Origin of the sequence: Salinibaculum rarum (genome assembly GCF_030505615.1) — an archaeon.
GTDB classification, from domain to species: Archaea; Halobacteriota; Halobacteria; order Halobacteriales; family Haloarculaceae; genus Salinibaculum; species Salinibaculum rarum.
Genome location: NZ_CP129994.1, coordinates 187,744 through 208,278 on the forward strand (window position 1 = coordinate 187,744; position 20,535 = coordinate 208,278).

The window sequence follows — 20,535 nt, forward strand, 5'->3', positions numbered from 1 at the left end:
TTGGCTGTGGTGGTGTGGAGTGCGTGTTACTGGCACTGCGGCGCACGGGTCACATTGACGCATTTAGCCGTGCGCCGCACCTGGAACGTGTACGTATTCGATGTGTAGGGTTTCGGGCCGCTTAGTGTATTGCGTTTCGTCGTGCGATCCGGGAAAACGCCTTTATAAACAGAGTGTGTATGTCTACTTAAATGGGCGAAGTGGTTTCCGAGTTAGAGCCATTTTTCGAACTTGAACTCCCTGATGATTGGGTGCTTAGCCCTGCTACCCGTGAACTCGGCGGCCCTGCCATTCAACTTGAACTCGAGTACACTCGCCGACCTGATGTTACCTTCGCCAATCACACCGCAGATGGCTTCGAAACCGAATGGTACAACGTCAGCACTACCATCTCTCTTTGGTGGTACGCTGCTGATAACGAATATGTCATTGAGGGTCCTGCAATGGTTGAGCACTGTACTGCTGACGCAGAAACCGCGGAACATAAACTCCGTGAAGCAATGGGCGTCACGCGGTCCCACGCAGAACGTCGATGGATTGGTCTTGCCTGCCGGAATGTCGATGGGATCGGCCCAGTGACCGTGCAACGCCTCCACGAAGAGTACGGCCAGCTTGAACGCATCTTAGACGCCAGCCCAACACGACTCAAAACCATCCCGAATGTGACCGGTGATGCTATCAGCGAAGTTCGTCGTCAGTTCAAACTCAATGGTGACGATCAGGAGCAACTCACTGAATGGGCTTCCTCGTGACGATTATACAGAGGTTAGCACATAGCGCTAACTGAGAAGCGGAGCACCGCCCTTCACGGACTGAGTGATTGATGAGAAGAGTGGACTGTTCTGAGAGGGGCTTTCCTGGTGGTGTATCGAAGAAAATGATAGGGGAGACTGGAGAGGTCACATGAATTGCGCGAGACCGGCTTGTCCATGGTCAGTGTTGAGTTCGTCCCATGTCACCCCGACAGCAGTGATGACGCGAGAGATAGGGCCTCTTAGGGTCTTGCTTCGCATTTTCTCCCAGTCTACGCGGAATTCTGGTGGGACTTGGTCGGGGTACTCATAACAGATCACGTCTGGTTTCTTCTTGAAGTTCCGGTAAGTCTCGTTGGACGTGACATCAAGGTTGAGTTCGTCTTCGGCTTCAGCGTATTCGGTCCAGAAACTCCGATCGACGCCCTCAAGATAGACGCGTTTCGGTTTACTGCCTTCTCCGAAGTTTGTCCCGAGGACTTCGTTGGCGTACAGTGCTCCGCGTGGTTGTGCACCTGGGTTGTCGTATTCTTCGAGGGGTTGTCCAAGGCCACCGGGAATCCCGACATCTTCGATAGTGATGTCCCCATCAGGCCGGAATTCCTGGAGTGTCTCATTGAGGTATTCTTTCACATCGTCGATGCTTTCACCGGTGACGAGCATCTTGATGACTTTCTTTTGGACTTTCTTTGTGACGGGTGCGATGTCGGAGCGTTTGTACTCGAATCCGGTGATGTCGATGTCATCAACGTGTTTACCCTCTTTCCACAGAATCCTTCCTGCATACCTCTTTTTCTTACCTGCTTGCAGGAAGCGTTTGTAGAGTTTCTCGGCTTCGATGAGGAAGCGGTGGTCGTCAGCGTTGAGTTCCTTGGCGGCGAAGTTGTCGTAGCGATTGTTGATCTCTTCCTCGATTTCGAAGGTCTTGATGATGGTAGCGAGGAGGTTCCACAGTTCGTCGTCACTCATGTTGGGGTGAGTGTTGCGGAACTCGTCGGTGAGTTTGAGGTCGCCGTCGTCGGTGATGAGTTCGGGATGTTCTTCTTTGAACCCGTCAGGGATTTTGTCAAGGTCGTCCCACCCGACATCTTTGAGACTTAACATGACAGAATCCGTATCTCCGTAGGTAACCTCGTATCCTAGCTCTTCACTGACGGTTTCAGTGAAGTTAATAACTTCGCGCCCTACGGCGGTTACAGCGGCGCTCATCTCGGCGTCGTAGAGTCGGAATTGTTCCCAACCAAGCACCCCGTAGAGGCTATTCATCACTACCTTGACACTTGCCTGTTGACGGTCGTATGTCTTGTACTCTTTCGTATCGGGATCGTGCTCATTTCGCAGAGACTTTTTCTTCTCCCGCTCGTTCAGCAGTTCATTCACCATCCCACGAATCATTCCATCTTCTCCTTTTTCGAAGTATACACGGAACGACGACCCATCCTCTTTCTTGATTTCGGGTGATCGGAATAACTCCTCGTCGTCGTAGTCTTTAGGATTTTCAACCTTTGTGTCCGGCGAAGCGTTAATCGAGCACATCGACATCGGATAAAGGCTCTTCAAGTCAAGAACTGACACATCTTCGACAAGACCGTTCGTAGGTTCGAACACAGCCCCACCCTCAAACTCTTCATCACTCCCAGCAAACTTCCCTTTCGACGGCAGGACGTACTCTCCGTGCATCTTGTGGAGTACGTACATGTCACATGCGTCACCGGGAATCGGTGCATCCTCCAGCTTACACCCGACGAACGTCCGGACCTCATTCCAGAACGGGATGATCGACTGCTTCTTGTCAAGTTCCACGCACAGCTCCACGTCGCGCAGGTTGTATTCCAGCAGTCGTTCCGGGTCGTTCTCCCACAAGTCACCGATGTCACCTTCGTACCGCTCTTTATTCGCTCCCAGTTCCATTTCACCGACTGCGTCCAACCGGTACGATTCTAGTTCGGTGAACTGCGTCCGCTTGTAGGCTTCCAATAGGTCGAGCACGACACGGCCTTTGATGTCAGGACCTCCCCACCCGCCGCTCCACACTTCATTGATGCGTGACAACCGGTCAGGACTCAGGTTCTTCTCACTTTCATCATCAAGTTTTTCCAGGCGATTTACGAGGTACGATGCGTCGAAATCCTCAAAATTCCACCCTGTGAGAACCGATGGGTTGGTCCTATGGATGTATCTGAGGTACGATTCCAACATCGCTTCTTCACTTTCGAACGTTCGAACATCCAGCCCCGCTTCGTTCTCCTCATTGAGGAACTCGTAGTCCGGCAGATCGTTCTCCGACGGGATCTCGCCGTCTCCATCTGGCGCTTCGTACAGCCATACGATGTACTGGTTATCTTCTGAGTCGTACGATGTGAGGCAGATGATCGGTTGTTCTGCATCCTCTGGTTCAGGGAATCCATATCGGTCATCCACCTCAATGTCCATCATGTGGACACGGGGTTGCTTCGTTAGCTCAACCGGCTCCACGTTTTCTGCCTTCACTTTGATTGTGTCGTCGTTTTGCCGGTTCTTGGGGACACGAACGCCGCTGCTGATGTCCTTATCGATAAGGAACCGGTTCGGGAACAAAACGTCAGCTTCGTAGTGCTCGTAATCGTCACGAATCTGTCCGACATTCCGCGGAACCTCGGTGTAGACACGAACAACTTCTTCCCCACGAATTGTCTCAAACTGTTCCTTAGATTCATCCCACACGCGTTCAGTGCCACGGACACAAGATTCCGCCTCAACCTCGTCACGCTCGTCAATTGGCACGTAGAAGTACGGTTTGAACCCGTGCACTTCGACGTGTTCGAGCTCTCCATCTTCAGTCTGCCCGAAAACATGCAGTACGGGTCGCTGTGTGTCGTTGTCGAGGAATTTCGTGTCGTAACTGATTTGCATTACCGCAATGTCAATTTCCTCGTCAACGTCATCATCGTCTACGTCGTATTCGAGTTCGTCGTTATCGTTGTTGCCTTTGTCGGTGGAATTGTGGTTGTCTACGTTCTCAGATGATTCTGACCGTACTGGGACATCGTTAGAGTTGTTTCCGACAACTGCTGCTGCTTCATTCTCTGGTCTGACTTCCTCCCCGTTGTCATTTTCTTCATTATGCTGTTCGACTTTTTGTGCTGCTTTTTGTGCTTCCGCAGGTAGTGGACTTGACGAAGATACGGATTCTGTCATAGTACCATCTGTGGAGTTACTCTCACTTTGTGCTGCACTGGGATTGACGTCCTCGTTAGTATCGTTGTCTCGTAAGTCAGTTCGAATCTCGGGCTCGTGTGTGTTCTTTCCACTCATAAGTTCTATTGGGAATATTATTGGTGCTTACTTCAGAGAGGTGTTTTCACACCTTTGACTCAGTTGGATGTGTCTGTGTGTACAGACTGTAATGGTTAGTACGTTCGGTTCCCGCACCGAGATGTTACCGGGTCTGTGACTCCCGGGCACCACAGCGCGGCCGTCTCTACTCTGCCTTTGGACGGCCGCGCACTCACACGCTACCTGAGCAACACGCGACACACGCAATTATGCTTTCACCCATCCCTCAGTGAGTGTCTGCTGGTCACGACCGTCGTCAGTTTCGCTTGTTTTATCTCTGCCGTCGTGGGTTTGAGTAGTGTTGGTTGTTGTTTCTCCAGTTAGCGTTTGCTGGGCGCGTTCCTTGCTTGTTGTGCTGTCATCTTCAGATGCGGTTTCAGTCTTGGATGCGGGTTTCACGGAATCTCCATCAGATGGTGCATCATCTACACCGATGATGACATCCGCATCAGCGTTGAAGAACTCTTGGAAAGCAACACCATCAGCATCGATGGTGTCCACTGGTTCTTCTGATTCTGTGTTGTAGGAGTCTTCAGATTCGGGTGTAGTATCGTTGTTAAGGTTCTGCGCTGCTAGTTCGGTTGCTAGTGTGATGACAGCAGCTTCGTGGTCTGTCTTGTTGTCATCTACGTGTGTTGCTGACACATCCAGTGAGTCGTATTCTTTGAATGCTTCTTTTGGGATCGATGTGTCTGGCCGTTCTTCTTCGAAGTAGTACCGAATGCGAGCTAGGAGTGTATGTAGCCCGAAGATTTCGTTCTTTTTCATAGTTTGAGCCTCGTGGAGTTGTCTGCTGTCTACCTGGGCAGTTCGCCCGTGCCGCCGCGTTCATCCCGTATACAACGCGCGGCGGCACGTATTCGACCGGGATGATGGTGTAAACCCTATTCAGCTGCGGGTAGTTTCTCTTGTGTAGTTTCCAATTGGGCTTCGATGTAGCTCGTGTTGAGCACGGTGTCTTCACCTTCTTGATATGCTTCTGCGAGGTCAGATTCGAGGTTTTGAAGAGCGTCGGGCACGGTTTGATAGTGCTTGCGGACCTCTGTAACAGCATCAAGGAGTGTGGCGATATGGTACTCGTGCAAGTGGTCGGCTTCGGCACTCTTGATTGCTGTCACGGTATTCTCTAGGATTGTTGCGGGTGAGGTGTGAGTGTTTGTTCGGGTCATGGCTGTGTGATAGGCGTCAGTGTGGTTTACGCGGTTTGTGGCACCCGGGTACTCACCAGGAGGCGTTCTGACCGCGCCTTCATTTTGTACACTGGGCGCGGTCACACGGGTTATTGCGGATGTATGTCTCTGTTGGTTTCTCAGATGCGTGACTTACTGTACTGTGGGAGTATTGGTTGTCTAACTACCCGGTTAACTGTGTTCTACGTAGTGGTTTTACCGGTAAAAAAGTTCGTTCTTGCTCTGCTGTGGGTTTCGTCACCCATCTAAGCTATGCAGGGAAGTGATATCTGCGTCAATTGATGACATTTCGTCATCTGGACCGAGCGTGTACACTTCGAGGCGTGGGTTTCGCGGCAGTGAACCTGGCTGTTCTGCTGTGAATTCGCTGAGTGTCCCTTCCCAACTTGGGTTCGTATCTGAATCTAAGACACCTAGTTCTGTTGCTAGACCTTTCCATAGTTTCGTGTGCTCATATTCGTCGGTATCGAGGGGTGTGTGCCGGAAAATGCTTTTACTGGCAATGACGATAAGCTTCTTCTTCATTCGGCTCACAGCGACGTTCACGCGGTTTAGATTCAGGAGGAATTCGCTTTCAGCATCAATGTAGTCCGGATCGCTTACTGTCCCGTTCATCAGCATCACGTCCCGTTCTCCTCCCTGGAACCGCTCAACTGTATCAATGTCCACATCAGAGTGTGGGTTGGTGAGATCTCGCATACTCTGCTCAATGAGACTCCGTTGTGCGTTGTGGGGTGTCACGACGCCACTTGTCTCATTCGGGTGGAGACCATCGATGAGGTAGTGCGTGATGCGCTCTTCTACTTGGTTTGATTGTTGTGCAGCTGTCCCATCATACGTGACTAGTGTGATTGGTTTTTCTTCGTTTAGCGCCGTTGCGATGGCCTGTGTTGACGGTGATGGTGTGGCCATCGTTTCAGTTTTTTCTGAGTAGTACTCCAGGTCGTCTGCTTCGTAGACGTGCCGTTGCAGGAATTCTGGCAGCACTTTGTGTGACCGGTATGATTTTGGGAATTGCGTCACGGGGATGGGGAGTTCGTCGCGTTCCATGTGATCAATGGCAACTTGGATGCGATCACGGAGATCGTCTGATATCACCTTGAGTTCTTCGCCTTTGAGAAGGCGAACGTAATTCAGACTGGAGAGGTACGGTGCAAACGTCATTACGCTTGGTCGGAATTCGTTACTCCAGTCGTATTGGTTCACTGGCGGCATCTGACGATGATCCCCAGCAAGAAGGACTTGTCCCCCGCGATCGTAGAAGGCTCCTGCGAGGAATAGCTTCGCCGGTGACAGCATAGATGCTTCATCTGCGACAAGCAGATCAAACGCAGAGACACCTTGTTCGTGCAGTTTAGTTGAAGTTGGTTTCCCGCCCATATCGAAGATTCGCCATGCCCGAATCGGTGTTGCAAACACTAACGTGTGCTTGATACTGCTTGGGTCGTCGTCTTCATCAGCATCTTCGAAGAGTAGTCGGCTTTTGAGATCGTACCACACGTCTTCGTCGGGGTCATCTCCGTTGTATGTCGCGTATTCAACGCCTGGAACGGTGTCAACATCTATCTCTGGATTAGTCGGTTTCTCTGCGCCGGTTACACGGATGAGGCGCAGGTTGTCGAAGACGTCTTTCTCACCATGTTCTTTGTAGGCTTCAATGACTGCTGCGATGTCTTCCATCGCTTCGTTGATTGCTTTGTTACTTGCTCCGGTGATCAATCCGCAGCATTGGTCGTTATTCACGCCAGCTGCGTAGACGCGTGCTGCAACTCCAGGTCCAATTCCGCCCGTGGTTTTTCCTGTTCCAGGTGCTCCGTGAAGGACCGATAATTCACGCGTTGCTTCTGTGATGAACTCCCGTTGCGCGGTGTTCGGTGGGAAGAGCCCGTAGTCGTTGTCAGGGTTTTCTTCCGTCCAGTTCGTTTGCCAATCTACGAAGTCTTCGATGTCTTGTTCGGAGAACCGCAGAGAACAGGGGCATGTGGTTTCTCCACTCCGGAGCTCCTCGATCAATGAGTACGTATCATTGTTTGTTGGGTGTTTGAGGGCGTCTTCTGTGAAACTCGCGGTGATGTCGCTTGGGCGCGGGTCAAGGAAAAACACGCGACCTTCGTACACTGCGTACGCTGAGCTGTCATCGTCACGTGCGTCTGTATCCCATCCGCGACGATGCGGTGTGTCCAGCGAGAGAACCCCATCCTCGTCATCGTTGTAATAGGATTGGCCGTGCATTTCGATGGTGAGCTCGTACGCTGAGTTGTCGGCGGCTTGATCTAGATTCACAACACGACTGAGCGTCCCTCGCTCAATGTTGTTTGGCTCCCATACGTCAGTTGAGTCTACTGGTGTCGCTGTGAGATATGCACCAGAACTTCCGCCAGCTGTAGCATCTTTTGTACGAATCACATCTCGGTACTCTTCTGGTGAGCTGATGTTCTCAAGAAGATCGTAGGCGAGGGATCCGTGCACGAGGAGTTTCCCGTTTCGCTCTTCGAAATCTTCGACAGTGAAAATCAGGGATTCCCCGTTTGCAAGCCGATTCCGTGGCCGCTCATGGTATTGCTGTGTGGTTTCAGCGTGATCCGCAGTGTATTCAAGGCCGAGGTATTCCATGCAAGCCTCAGCAAGCGTATCCGCACCAGTATCAGTTGCTTGCTTGAATTCCTCGAGGGTCATTGGAGTTTTACTGTGGTCGTAGTTTTTGTGCCACACTCCTCGGTCGATCCGCATGAGCGCGTCTGTGAATTCTTCGACGAGGGCATTGATATCTTCAACAGTGATTGGGACTTTGTTGTCAGCGTTGTACCCGTGGTACCGGAATCGTTCAATCATCCATGTCTCGTCGATTTCATCTTTGATGGATTCAACCCAGTCTTCATCGATTCGTCCAGCAGCTGCCCAAATGTATTCGAGGGGGATTTTCGCTCCACTCCGGAAGCGATTCGGATAGAACCCGTCAATGTCGTCGCTGGATTTGTCTAACAGGAAAGATAACGGTTCGTTTTGCTCTTTTTGATATGGTTGCCGATCATTGAATAGTCGCCAGTTAAACACTCGGGTCAGGTCAACTTCATTGATACTGCTTGGGAGTCGAGAGGTGTCATCTGGCGTGTATGACCAGTCTGTGCGCGATTTCCGATTGAGAGAGTCTGGCTGGTAATAGTCCGCGATTTGGATGAGTCCCAGAGATGGTGTTCGGTGGGCTTGCCGCGCATCAATCTCGTCGCTTTTGATGACGCTGAGCATATGTTCATCCAGCCCGCTACGATGCCCCAGCATGTTCAGCAACACTGTTGCTTCTTGGATCGTGTTGTCAGCTGTGCTCTCAACGTCAATCGTGTTGGGCGGTGCAGCGTGTTCTTCCAATCGTTCGATGAGAATACTCTTCTCATCATTCGAAAACACGTAGAAGTGCAATGGCACTCCGTCGTATGGTGTGCCAGTCAAGTCAATCCCGTTGCGAATCTCTTCCATCGCATTGCTGAGTTTCCCAATGAACGTTTTCAGCAATCGCATTTCTTCCCATGCAGCTCCTGATTCGTTGTCTGGGAGTTGTGTGCTGGTCTCTGAAATTGAGATCGGGCCAGCATCAGACACAGTTGCGTCAACGGTTGCACCGAGGCTGACAAGCCGGTCACGAGCGGCATCGTGCTGCGCATTGAGATATACTCGAATCATTGACCCGTGTTTGAACGGGAAATCTGTGAATGAATTCTCGTGTGGATTATCTTCTGGAAGGTCACTGCGGCCACTCCGAAGAAGCCATTCGTACCCGTAGCCACTCCGAGCATGGAAATCATCAGCATCAATTTTCCCGAGAAGGGTGCGCGCTCGAAGCACGAGCTCTGTCAGATCCGCGTTAAAGTTCGGATTACGACTGAGACGGTCGAACACGTTAGTTGTCCGCTCAAGCCCGATATCCGCGCCAGTCTCGGTCGGATCAATGTATTCGTCTTCATCGAATGGCGGTTCACCAAGTGCGGCGATGTCGTACAGTGTTTCAATCCCTTCTTCTTTGAGTTTAGATTGAATACTTTGCTTGACACCGAGCAATTCAAGATTTGCGTTCTCGATGCTCTGCGTGAGACAAATCTCGTTGTGCGGGCAGTTCTGGCACTTCGAATCAATCCGGTACGGCACGTCATTGAAATCCTGTTTTTCAAGGGCAGAGAATTCACCGTCTGCTTTCAGCATCCGGATGATGTCACCTTCTCTCGTTTGTCGTGTGAATTGTGGAAGCGTCTGAAGCGAGAGTTCCTCCCATTCATCGTCAGGGACTAACACACCGGTTCGGATTTCGTATGTGCTTTCGTCGACGCCGAGATTATCGAGTACACCTTTGAGGAGGAGGCTGTAAATCGCAGTCTGGATTTGGTGGTGCGCTTGCTCTTCCTGTACCATCTTCACGTCGATTATGTGAAAGACCGTTGTTTCTTCGTCCCTGAATGTGAAGAGCAGGTCGGCGTCACCACGCATTCGCCAGTTTTCGATATCTCCACGGAACGCTGGTTGATGCACCAAGTAGGATTCGTTCACCGGGTTTTCCTTGGTAACGTTCGCAGTGATGGCGTTGAGGACATCTTTTGTGACAGTTGGCGCGTAAAGTGGTTCACCGCTGTTGGTTTTCCCGGAGTGTTCGGCGAGTTCATCAAGACTAATGGTTGAATCGACGATATCGCTCAGATCGTGCAGAACCTCTTCTTCGAATTCTTCACCGGCGCGTTTTTGGATGATTTGTCGGCGCGTAACAGCTTCTTGGAAGGCATTTCGTGGCCGATCAAATGCTTGTTCTTCGTTGTAATCTTTATCGACGGTGATTTTGAAATACCGCGAACACTTGTTCAACTTGATGTACTTTGCAATACGGCTCGGTTCTAATGGAGTGTCTGGGTTCTTCACCATGGTTTGAATAGAAGATTTGCAGGAGAGAGAGGACACCATTCAGTACTCACTTGCGGAGGAATGGTGTATGTGTCTCGTCGCATCTTATCCGAGATACTAGTTTCGCGCTGTTATAAGTTCGGCATTTAGTCAGTGCTTGTGTCTTGTGTTTCGCGCCGGGTGTATGTCTCGATAGTGACCGACCCGCGGGTTTCACAATTCGTGCAGTCCCAAGTGGTAGTGCTGCATGACGGGAAATAGGCATCCCCATTTGGCGATTCAGGGATCCGTGTTAACAGGAGTTTATCTGCGACTGGGATGATAGTCTCGTAGACACTCCCTCCACCAGCGACGTACACAGTTTCGGTGTTGTGCTTGTTACAGGCGCGCTGGGCAGCAGTGAGTGCCGATTCAAGATTAGGGGCTTCAACGACTGCATTATGATCCGTGAATTCACGTGACACCCCGGAGGTCGTTAGGACGATTGACGTCCGTTGTGGGAGTGGTTCTCCGAGACCAGCAGTGATGTTTTCGAATGTTTTCCGACCCATAATAACCGGGTGTCCAGTGGTGACCTCACGGAAATGCGCCATATCGGCAGGGTAATCCCATGGAATGCTGTTGTCAGCCCCAATCACACCATTCTCAGCAACGGCCGCGATCGCAACTACAGCGAGGCCACGTGCCGCATCCTGCACACTATTCGAGGCAGTGTTCTCATCTGGCGCAGGGCATGCATCCGCATCGAGTGTATCAAGAAGACAAGGCATGAGTGAAGAGGTTTATTCTGCAACACCGAATTTCAGTCCGGTGTGCGATTCGTAGTTTTGGAGTTCGATGTTGTCCATTGTAAACTCGTCTAGTGACGTGGTGTCCACGGCGAGTGTTGGTTTGTCGTATGGATCACGCGCTAGTTGCTCAAGTAGTCCAGGGATGTGATCACCGCCGTAAATGTGCTCACTTGCATCAACCGTATCTTCGGCCGGCGGTGTGACTGTGTCTTCCGGTGCGTCATTCAGAATCCACGATCGAATCTCACGGTAATCCTCGGCGTTTTCTGCGGCTTGCACGCGCTCTTGGAGTTCTGGGAGGTTGTCAGCGTACCACGCACCGCGGTCACCTTCTCCGCAGTAAAGGTGTGCATCCATGATGGTGTGTGAAATCGTCCCGACTTTGAAGTCGGTGAGATCTGCGAGGATTTTGAGAATCGCAGTGTAAGCTGCGATATTGAAGGGAACACCGAGAGCAATGTCGCCGCTGCGCTGCGTGAGATGCAGGTTCAGACTATCACCCTGCACGTTGACACCCCAAAAGGCGTGACACGGTGGGAGTTTACTCACACCAGCATTCCCTGGGTTCCACGGTGTTACCATGAGACGTCTCGAGTTTGCTGACCGGTTAGGGTTGTCACCGTTGAGCGTATCCACAATGTACCCGAGTTGGTCATATACGAGGTATGATCGTGGCCCGTGCACGGTTTTCTCGAGTTTGTATGAGTACGGTTCTACGTCACCAGAAAGAGCAGCACGCACCTGTTGATGGACTTCTTGAGTCTCTGTTGCGGTGCCTTGGACGCTCACCAGGAACTCGAATGTGTAGAGATCTTGATCAGCGTCGTATTCAACGGCTTCATTGGTTGGGAACAGCGTGAGGTCGTCTGGGCACTGTTTGAGCAGTCGGGTCTTAGCGAGGTTCCGCGCAGCGTCTTCGGTGTCACCGCTCACGCGGTACGTGATTTTCAAGGGGTGTTCTTTTTTAACCCATGGACAGTCAGTCCCTGGCCATGCTTCACCCGGGAGATGAGCTTCATCATCAGGCACAGGGAACCGTCGCCAGAATCGCCCGTACGCTGTTTCGAGATTTCCATTGTCGTCAGCCCAGGCATCCCAGATTCCGGTGTCTTTGGTGAGTTCACGAATGTGATGCGCACCGCTAAGATACCATTCCAGTTCACGCCGCATTGAATCCCATCGGAATGTATCCATCTGTTTGGTTGTCAGGAGTGGGTACGTGTCACCGACGTCGATTTCGTATTGTTGGCTGAACGTGGAGATGGTGTCAACAGCGGTTCGATTCTCTTTGTATTGCCCGTTCGTAAGAACGTCTTCAACGAGATCAAGGTATGCGTGCATGGTTTGATTAGTGAGTGTTGATTGCGGAAGGTCGTGCTATGCAGGTGACTCTACGTATGGTGTCTGCGGGTATGAAACCGATGGATTTCTAGTGCGAGATGTGAGTTCAAGGACCTGTTGTGATGTCTTCAACGGGTTACGTAGCTGGCGGCGGCCATTCTACTTATACCCATGATGGCCGCCGCCACACTTTGCTGGGGTTTTTTGCTTCCAAGTGGAAACCCCTAGTAACTATCAGTGCCTACCACTGAAACATAATCCAGGTGCCCAACTGATGAACGTAGCACTACTCGTCATCGTTCTCGGTTCATTTGCTCTGACAGCGTTTTTCGCTAAGAAAACATATCGCTACACTCGTGAGTATCTCCCATTCTGGTTTTCGAATGTTGAGCGAATTATCGATGTCACACCCGGTCTTCAACTGGTTCGTGGTACTACTCACCGCGATGAAAGCGTTGTCACGTCTCCTATTACCGGAGAGGACTGTCTTGCATACGAGATCGAAATACGTGATGCGACCGGGACTGTTGTAGACTTGCTTTCTGATAGTACTCCGTTTTTTGTGCTTGATGGGACTGGTAGTACATACGTTCATCCAGAAGGTGCTGACTTCATCCCGAATTCGTTGGCTGACACAGGCACGCATCAAGAGACGGAGATTCCGCATGCTGTGACGGAGACGACTGGCGAGTTGACTGATGACATGGTGGATGTCGCGGATGGCGTGGAATTTGTTGAACGACGCGTGGAATGTGAAGGGTATGTTAGTGTCTTCGGGGTTGCTGTTCCATGGCAATCAGAGTCGGTCACAACTCCAGTCTTGGACGACCCCGATAGTAACCCATCTGTTTCGAATGATGAGATTGTTGTCTTGCAGGATGATGATAGTCCATTCTTGGTGGCGAATGCGGCACAGCCGCTTCTTGGTGCGATGGTTCAGCGGACAGTACTGGCGGGAGCTGTAACGGCTGCCGCAGCGATTCTCACCCTCCAGTTTGGGTTCCATAGATTATTGGCTACTCTCATGAGGACACACGCTCCGTCTTTTTCAGGTGTATCTCAGGCAGATGTTGGTTTGATCGTCGGGGTAGGAAGTGTGGTTGCGTTGATGATGGTTGTTGCTGTGTATCAGTATTATTGCACGTCGATAGCACCATGGACGTGGTTGTCGTCTCAAGAGGTGGTGTTGATGTGGGCGCCAGTGTTCGGGTTGGTGGCGCTCGCTTATTTTGTTGGGCAGTTACCACTCGGTGGAATTGCAGTGATTCCAGTGTTTATCGTGTTTGTGGTTGGTGTTTATGTTGCGGTTTGGTTGTTACGAGCGATGAACCAGCAGATCGGTGAAGTGTCTGATGCCTACCCGCGACAGTAACCCAATTATTTTATCTTTCACGCCAATCTCCACCCTCCCCCTTTTATACTTCCTACCACTAAACCATGCACACCCCCGGCTAACTTATTAAGGTTCGGTGTGGCTATAACATAGTACAGAGCAACCCGCACCCGCAGCTCCGCACCGGGTTGTCCTCAGTGAACACCACATCCGAATCATGTCCGACCAAACATTCACCGGCACATATCGTGTCATTGGATTCGGCGGTAACGGCGAACGAATACTGCTCTACGACATCGACCGCGAAGACGCTGTCTGGGTCGCCAACATCGGCCACCAAGACGCAAACTACCCTGCACCACTTCATGACGCGCTTAGCGTTGTCTCTCCAGGGAACGTCGCTGAAGCCACTGTACGTGGCGACCCAGAAACTGGCGACATTTGGATGTTCGAAGACTTCGACATCATGCGAGACACCACACTCGCCTTCGTCGACGGCCTCAGCAAAAACCGGATCCCAGGTCCCGTTGAGAAAAGCTGGGAGAACCGCGATCCAGAACACCAAGTTGGTGTGAATGTCCTCAAAAACGACGAAACTGGTGAACCCATCTTTGAACTACAGACCCACCCTGAAGAATTCCAAGGCCGGAATATCTTCGAAGACATGCGTACCGGTCGATTCCCGCTAGAAGCCTGGTACGAAGAACTCACCTCAACGCCCGTTGGTGCTCATGACATCATCGTGGTGAATCCGAATGAGGTGGAATACATTGTTATCCTCTTCTTCCCTCCGGGGAATGAAGAAACTCTTGATGACGTCCGCAAAGACCTCGCAGATTAACACTGGTGATGCACTAATGCTAAGTTTGGTATTACTAGAAATCATCTACGAAATCACAGCAGGAGTTGCGATATCGGACCTTCCGCAACTCCTCCACAAACTCTATACACCGAAGTGACCACTTTCGGGCATCGAAATTCTCGTTCAGTCACCGACTGCTTGTGGCGACTCAGTATCATCACATGGTTCTGCTGTGTTCCAGTCTGCTTCTTCGTCGTTCGGGAGTTCTTGCCACCCACGACTGTCAGGGACTGCTTCCCATTCGTAATCGGTGGCCTCCATACGCCGTTCTTTTTCTGTGAGCGCTAACCACTTCTTGTCGTAGTGCTCCAGCTTTAGATTTTCTGTCATCCCGTGCGACTGTCCGATAACCTGTCGTTGAATATTGTACTTAATCTCGTTATTCAGCCAGTGATCAGTTTTCTTCTGAAGTTCAACAAGATAGTCGTACACCTCCTTCGCAGTGAGCGTAAGGAACACACCTTGCTCCGGGTCAATGATATCAGTGTCTGGGAGGTTGCCACGACCATCTAGTTCTCGGTTCTCCACAAGTCGCGTAATCTCTTCTGGTGCCGGGAAGTTCTCCAACGCCATCTTTTCTAACGGGATGTCACTCTCATAGACTGCTGTGCCAGCGTCCTCTGGGACAGGCACCTCTTCCGGAGAATCCCATGGGAACTGCTCATCATCGGTTTCATCCTCGGTGGTTGATTCAGTCTCCTCGGTACTGGTAGACTGATCACTCCTGGTGGACTCAGCTGTCGTAGAATTCTTTGATTTAAGTGCTTCATCCATCGGTTCGGGTGATGCATTAGTGGTAGTCTGGTCTCCTAGAGTGTTTCGCGTGCTCTGATCGGAGTCCGGATGCGTTTCACCAATGAAGTCGTCGAGTGTAGTTTCTGAGGTCATAAGTAGGGGTTGTGAGTTAATGCGGTGCGGGCTGACCCGTGAGTACCGGGTGTGCCGCCTGCGGTGGGCACCCTGCTCAGCGCACCGCAGGCGCACTACAGTGTTGATTGCTAGTACATCATGCAATGACGTCGCGCCTAAGAAAACTTGGGAATGTTTGTCGCAGTGGTTAGTTGCTCTGAGGGTCGGATACTGAAGTCTCGGTGGATTCTTGATTGAGTACTTGGTTGAGTTGCCAGAAGAACATTACACGAAACAGGGAGAGAACCCACAACTAGTCGTGGGAGGATGTCAGACCGAAGCAAAACTGGGAATTCCCTTAAATACGCCAATCTCGCGGCGTAGTTTCACCATGTCTTAAAGAGAGTGCTAAACTTTTGTGAATTATGTCCTCTGCTTCGCGGGCTTCCTCTGCAAGCACATCAATGTCAGTCACGGGGTCACCGACACAACGTGGTGTACTCATCGAATACTCAGCAGATTCATCAACGTTTCCATCGACACGGGCTTGCAAATCATTCAAGACGACTTGTTGAGTTTCAAGTCCATCGATGATTCCCGTGAGTGATGCAGCAACCTGCTCGATAGTTTGGCTCAAAATGCGTTGTGCTTCTGTGTCATCGTCAGGCAGGTTGTTTGGTGCCGGGACAACGTAGTCATCCTGCACATTGGATGGATTATCGAGCGTAGTTATGACACCCTCAAGAAGAAGCTCTGTGAGAGTATTGACCGTTTCCGGGGTTGCTTCTGGTGAATCTGCATCATGTTGGAGGGTTTCGGCGACCGTTGTGGAGAAAACGTCATGCAAATTTTCGATGAACTGTTCGTTATTTTGGAGAACAGTACGGCACGATGCTATGTGCGGGTTTTGAACGGGAGCTGTACGTCGATCGGTGGTGAATTCATTGTCAGTCATAGTTCGTCAAGTGTGCCCATTTCCTGTTGTTGATCTGGGAGCCCCGAGGGTGTCGCGGCGGGCACACTCGACATTGTTGCCCGCCGCAGCACCCTTTATCACTCATATGCGACTGTTGCCGTCTTAGATTCCGCGAGGCCTTTGATATGCATCAAAGGCCTGCGTCGGAGTGGAGAGTGACTGGGTGCTGCGGCTGGTCGGCGTAGATTGGGTTTTGAGGAGAGGTTGGCTACGATTTGTGACTACGAGAAGGTGTTTTCTTGGTTCAGTGCGGGAGAGTTGTTATTCGCGGGGGATGTATTGTTCTTCCCATTCTTCACGACTCTCGATTTCGCGTTTCCCGCGACGTGTGATGGTGTATTTGTTTGTTCGGCGATCGACTTCTCCTTTTTCGACGAGGCCTTTCTCGACAAGCGTGTCGAGGTTCGGATACAGGCGGCCGTGATGGATTTCACCTTCGTAGTAGTTTTCGAGCTCTTCTTTGATAGCGAGACCGTGGGGTTCTCCGAGTCCATTAATGAGATACAGCAGGTCGCGTTGGAATGCGGTGAGATCGAACATTGCAATTACGTGTAGGCACTTGTTCAATAAAAATGTAAGCTTCTGCCCCGCTGGTCATTTCGATGAGATTACACTCTGCATCTCTCATAGAGAATCCCATAAAATCGGGAGGTAGGATGTACTCATTGACCGGTGTGACATACGAAAACATGTTGACGTTCTCCATCTAAGATAATCGAACGAAAGTCGAAGTTTGAAGAAAGATGATGAAACTGTTTCCCAGTCAGGTACCAATGACGAAATCAGCACAGGTGGTTTCGAAGCGGGGCGCCTGGAGAACCCGAACACACTTCCCCCACCACTTCCTATGAAAGACAACACATGGGTAACAGCGCACTTCGTGATCTCGCCACAATCGAAGAAACTGAACTCACGAACTACACTAACACAACTGTCGCTGTAGACGCGCACCACTGGCTCTATACGTATATCACTGCACAGATTCGGTGGCTTGATGAAGACGACTACACCACCACTGACGGCGACGAAGTCGTGAATCTCATCGGTGCTCTCCGCGGTCTCCCAACACTCCTTAATCATGATCTCACTCCGGTGTTTGTCTTTGATGGCAACCCCCATGACCGGAAAGAAGATGAAATCCAAGACCGGCGTGCGACGAAAGTTGAAGCTGAAGCTAAAATGCAGACCGCTCGTGAGGAAGGAAATCTCGAGGCAATGCGCCGGTACAAAGCTCAATCTCAATCACTTACCGATGTCGTCCATGAAACGACGCGCGAGTTCTTCGATATCTTGGGGATTCCGTACATTGAGGCTGATGGTGCTGGTGAAGCCACAGCTGCACGCCTCGTTGAGACTGGTGCTGCTGACGCTGCTCTCACTGATGATTACGATGCTCTCCTGTTTGGCGCGCCTGAAACAGTTCGCCAATACACCGGATCTGGGCCTGCTGAACGCATGGATTTCTATGACACGCTAGCCGCTCATGACATCACACATGAACAACTCGTGGACATCGCGCTTCTGTGCGGCACCGATTACAACGATGGGGTTCACGGCGTGGGCCCGAACCGTGCGTTGAATTACGTCACTGATGGGCAATGTGCTGACGAAATTGCTGCGGAATACGATGACCCGATCACGGGCCTTGACGAACTTCGCACGCTGTTCCTTGACCCTCCGACTGGGGACTTTCCTGCAACACGCTTCACGCTTGGTAGTCCAGATTTCCAAGCCGCACGCGAATTTGCAAGTGATCAGTGGGAACTCCCGACTGATATGGTTGACTCTAACCTCGACCGGTTCCCAAGTCACAGGAAGTGACTGAGACTCGTACCCGCCTATAACCACCTAAATCAGCGAGGGAGCCCCCGCCGTTCTACGGCGAGTGTAGGTGATATGGGCTAATTGTTTTATTTAACCCTCCAGTACCAGCATAGTGAAGATGTCTGACGCTGACGATGACCGAACAACTATCTGGGCAACACAAGCAACGAATGAATCGTTGGAGGCACTGAAAGACGAATTTAACGTTCTCAGTAAGAATGCGACCATTCAGAGTCTCATCCAGTCGCATCAATCACGGACGGCTGCTGCGCCATCGGATGCGGAGCAACCGTCGCTGCAACCCCTTTCTACGTCAACACTCCGTCAATTCATCGTGTTTTGCCCAGTGTGTGGGTCCGCACTCGCTGAGTTTGATTTCACGGATGACACGCGAATTTCAGAGGGTGGTGTCTTTGAGCAGGCGAGTCTCCCGTGTGTTGTCTGTGGTGATGATAATGATTGGACGTTCAGGTATGAGTCAGAACTTCTTGCTGCTGCATCCCCTGATGATTTTTCTGAGAGTGTTGCTGAGGAAGTGCTGACAGAGTATTGGGATGACCAGTTGGGTGATCCGCGGTTTTCGGCACCGCAAAATGCTGAGACTCTTGCGATCTGGAATCGGTTAGCACGAGAGGCCTCTTGGGATTGGCTTCTCCCGCTTTCGGCCTGGACATACGTGAGTGACCTGGAAGACATTCTTCGAGAAGTGAGTGAGTACCTTGATTCACAAGTTGGAACACAATTAACTCTCAAGGATGGCGATGATGAGTGTGATGCAGAGACGTGGCATTATCATTTCTCATCTGAGGATACAGAAGAAATGCGGGGTAATGTGAATACTCGACTGTCAGTGTGGCTTTCAGATTGTGATGTAACTCCTGCACAACGCGCTGGTGAAAATGAGATTCAGAAGATCGTGTTTGATGGGGTGAGTCAGTTAACTCGTGCTGAAACTGCGTCTGCACCGTCGCAATAGTTAGTCGGCGTATCCTTCGATGTTTTCTTCTTTGAGTAATTGTTCGGCTTCATCGACGGAGTCTGCTGACTCGCCGCTGTATCCGACGTTTTGAGATCGACGTTCGAATGCGTGTAGGACAACTTCGTTAGTTTCCTCATCAATGACACGCACAACCCGATCAACACCCATTTCTTTCAGTTTTCCTTGTGCCCGTTGGATTGGTTCAGCTGCTTCGGGAGACGGGGGTTTAAACCCAGACAAATCGTTGACGATGTTGAATTCGTTTCGGAGTTTCTCGGCTTCTTCGGTTGTGGTCTGAGCAGCTTCATCAATCTCGTCAGCATCCATTCGGCCACTCAAGTCGATGTAGAGGCGGTTCTCCTGTTGGTCTGCTGTGATTTCGTACATCGCATTTTGAATCTATTTGTTTCTTTCTTAAGAATGTACTTAATCAGTGGTTTCTGCTTTCAGATCGTCATGTGAGCATGGTACCAAGTTTCGTCTGTGAGGATGCGTTGCTGTCCAACTGTTGCGTCGGGGTCCGGTACATATTCGTTCGGTGTGCCTCGGCGAACAATTGGTTGTCCCTGTTCGGTTTCAGTGAGCGCCCACATATCGAGAGTGAATCCAGGTGTTTCTGGCGTTGTGAACGGAGTATTCACCCAGTAATGGTCTCCTCCTTTTTCAAGGACTTCAGAAACTGTCGTTGTTGTATTGGCCTTAGTGAGCGAACATCCGGTTGCTGATGTGGCGGCACCAAATTGTATGACTGCATCGCCACGCGAATACCCACGATAGGAGTTTCCCTGCCACCGGGAAACAGTTTCTCGAAGGACTTCCGCAGCGTGTTCGTGACAATAACCACGAAGACACTCACTCTCTGTTTCATCAATATTCCATGATGCGAGTGTAGCATCCCGAGCAGCACGAATGGCATCCCACAACACGACGTTGTCAGCTGGACATTCCCCAGTCCGAATATCACGCACTGAATATCTCTCACCAAAATCAATTAATCCAGCTGGAGGGGATTCAGAAACAGTAGGCCCGCCAGCGAGTTCCGGGTTCTGTGGACGTTCACTAGCTAATTCACACATCACAACACTTCCTTGGGTTGGAACTTCGACCCAGTAATGAATTAGACCGAGATCAATTGCTTCACGGGGTGAATCTGGTATTGGTTCACCAGGAATATCCATCGCTCCGACCGCTAACTCACCTTCTATCCCATTATCATTGAGAATGTCGAGTAGTACCGCAGCGTTTTCTGCGCACTCACCCAAGAGTCGATTGCTGGCATCTAATTCAGCATTCTTAGTATGGAGGCGTTTTTGAACCGCAGCGTCAACGAGTGATTCAACGTGGCTCTGTGATGGAAGTGATTGGTTGTGGGACATGGGTGGTTTAAGCGCGTACCATTAGCGGCGCGGCTGCACTTCGTATTCACTGGCCGCGCCGCCTTG

16 protein-coding genes are annotated in these 20,535 nt (G+C 50.9%); 5 read left to right on the forward strand and 11 right to left on the reverse strand.

All coding sequences use genetic code 11. The features are described 5' to 3' along the window. The first annotated feature begins 191 nt into the window (after positions 1-191). Positions 192-752, forward strand: a complete 561-nt coding sequence (locus QYL91_RS16370) for a helix-hairpin-helix domain-containing protein (RefSeq protein WP_302083887.1) — start codon at positions 192-194, stop codon at positions 750-752. Between the two features lie 147 nt (positions 753-899). Here the strand turns inward: QYL91_RS16370 and QYL91_RS16375 are convergent, their stop codons facing one another. The 6 genes from QYL91_RS16375 to QYL91_RS16400 form a co-directional block, all read right to left on the reverse strand. Continuing rightward, complete coding sequence (locus QYL91_RS16375; RefSeq protein ID WP_302083888.1) at positions 900-3,929, reverse strand: DNA-directed DNA polymerase; 3,030 nt, start codon at positions 3,927-3,929, stop codon at positions 900-902. 345 nt (positions 3,930-4,274) lie between these two features. After that, positions 4,275-4,835 carry a UPF0058 family protein gene (locus tag QYL91_RS16380; protein ID WP_302083890.1) on the reverse strand — a complete coding sequence of 187 codons (561 nt, stop codon included), beginning with the start codon at positions 4,833-4,835 and terminating at the stop codon, positions 4,275-4,277. 116 nt (positions 4,836-4,951) lie between these two features. Continuing rightward, entirely contained in the window at positions 4,952-5,236 is a 285-nt protein-coding gene (locus tag QYL91_RS16385) for a hypothetical protein (protein ID WP_302083892.1), read from the reverse strand. A 258-nt stretch (positions 5,237-5,494) separates the two neighbouring features. Next, the gene (locus QYL91_RS16390) at positions 5,495-10,198 is read right to left on the reverse strand and encodes a bifunctional RecB family nuclease/DEAD/DEAH box helicase (RefSeq protein ID WP_302083894.1); all 4,704 of its coding nucleotides are present in this window, start codon (positions 10,196-10,198) and stop codon (positions 5,495-5,497) included. Positions 10,199-10,284: 86 nt separating this feature from the next. Then, on the reverse strand, positions 10,285-10,908 hold the full coding sequence (locus QYL91_RS16395; RefSeq protein WP_302083896.1) for a dihydrofolate reductase: 624 nt from the start codon (positions 10,906-10,908) through the stop codon (positions 10,285-10,287). A gap of 12 nt (positions 10,909-10,920) precedes the next feature. After that, entirely contained in the window at positions 10,921-12,270 is a 1,350-nt protein-coding gene (locus QYL91_RS16400; protein ID WP_302083898.1) for a thymidylate synthase, read from the reverse strand. 274 nt (positions 12,271-12,544) lie between these two features. Here QYL91_RS16400 and QYL91_RS16405 point away from each other — a divergent pair, with 274 nt between their 5' ends. Together QYL91_RS16405 and QYL91_RS16410 are read left to right on the forward strand one after the other, a co-directional pair. Next, positions 12,545-13,642, forward strand: coding sequence for a hypothetical protein (locus QYL91_RS16405; RefSeq protein WP_302083901.1), 1,098 nt, complete (start codon positions 12,545-12,547; stop codon positions 13,640-13,642). A 178-nt stretch (positions 13,643-13,820) separates the two neighbouring features. Next, complete coding sequence (locus tag QYL91_RS16410) at positions 13,821-14,444, forward strand: hypothetical protein (RefSeq protein WP_302083903.1); 624 nt, start codon at positions 13,821-13,823, stop codon at positions 14,442-14,444. A 144-nt stretch (positions 14,445-14,588) separates the two neighbouring features. On the opposite strand, the gene QYL91_RS16415 is transcribed toward QYL91_RS16410, so the two are convergent. From QYL91_RS16415 to QYL91_RS16425, 3 genes are all read right to left on the reverse strand, one after another. Then, on the reverse strand, positions 14,589-15,239 hold the full coding sequence (locus QYL91_RS16415; protein WP_302083905.1) for a hypothetical protein: 651 nt from the start codon (positions 15,237-15,239) through the stop codon (positions 14,589-14,591). Positions 15,240-15,672: 433 nt separating this feature from the next. Next, on the reverse strand, positions 15,673-16,269 hold the full coding sequence (locus QYL91_RS16420) for a hypothetical protein (RefSeq protein ID WP_302083907.1): 597 nt from the start codon (positions 16,267-16,269) through the stop codon (positions 15,673-15,675). A gap of 282 nt (positions 16,270-16,551) precedes the next feature. Further along, positions 16,552-16,830 carry a PadR family transcriptional regulator gene (locus QYL91_RS16425; RefSeq protein WP_302083909.1) on the reverse strand — a complete coding sequence of 93 codons (279 nt, stop codon included), beginning with the start codon at positions 16,828-16,830 and terminating at the stop codon, positions 16,552-16,554. Between the two features lie 321 nt (positions 16,831-17,151). Between QYL91_RS16425 and QYL91_RS16430 the strand changes: the two genes are divergently transcribed. Beyond that, entirely contained in the window at positions 17,152-18,111 is a 960-nt protein-coding gene (locus tag QYL91_RS16430) for a PIN domain-containing protein (protein WP_302083911.1), read from the forward strand. A gap of 121 nt (positions 18,112-18,232) precedes the next feature. Beyond that, positions 18,233-19,090, forward strand: a complete 858-nt coding sequence (locus tag QYL91_RS16435; protein WP_302083913.1) for a hypothetical protein — start codon at positions 18,233-18,235, stop codon at positions 19,088-19,090. On the opposite strand, the gene QYL91_RS16440 is transcribed toward QYL91_RS16435, so the two are convergent. Continuing rightward, a complete protein-coding gene (locus tag QYL91_RS16440; protein ID WP_302083915.1) occupies positions 19,091-19,480 on the reverse strand; it encodes a hypothetical protein in 390 nt (129 codons plus the stop codon). Between the two features lie 59 nt (positions 19,481-19,539). Next, complete coding sequence (locus QYL91_RS16445; RefSeq protein WP_302083917.1) at positions 19,540-20,469, reverse strand: hypothetical protein; 930 nt, start codon at positions 20,467-20,469, stop codon at positions 19,540-19,542. Positions 20,470-20,535 lie beyond the last annotated feature (66 nt).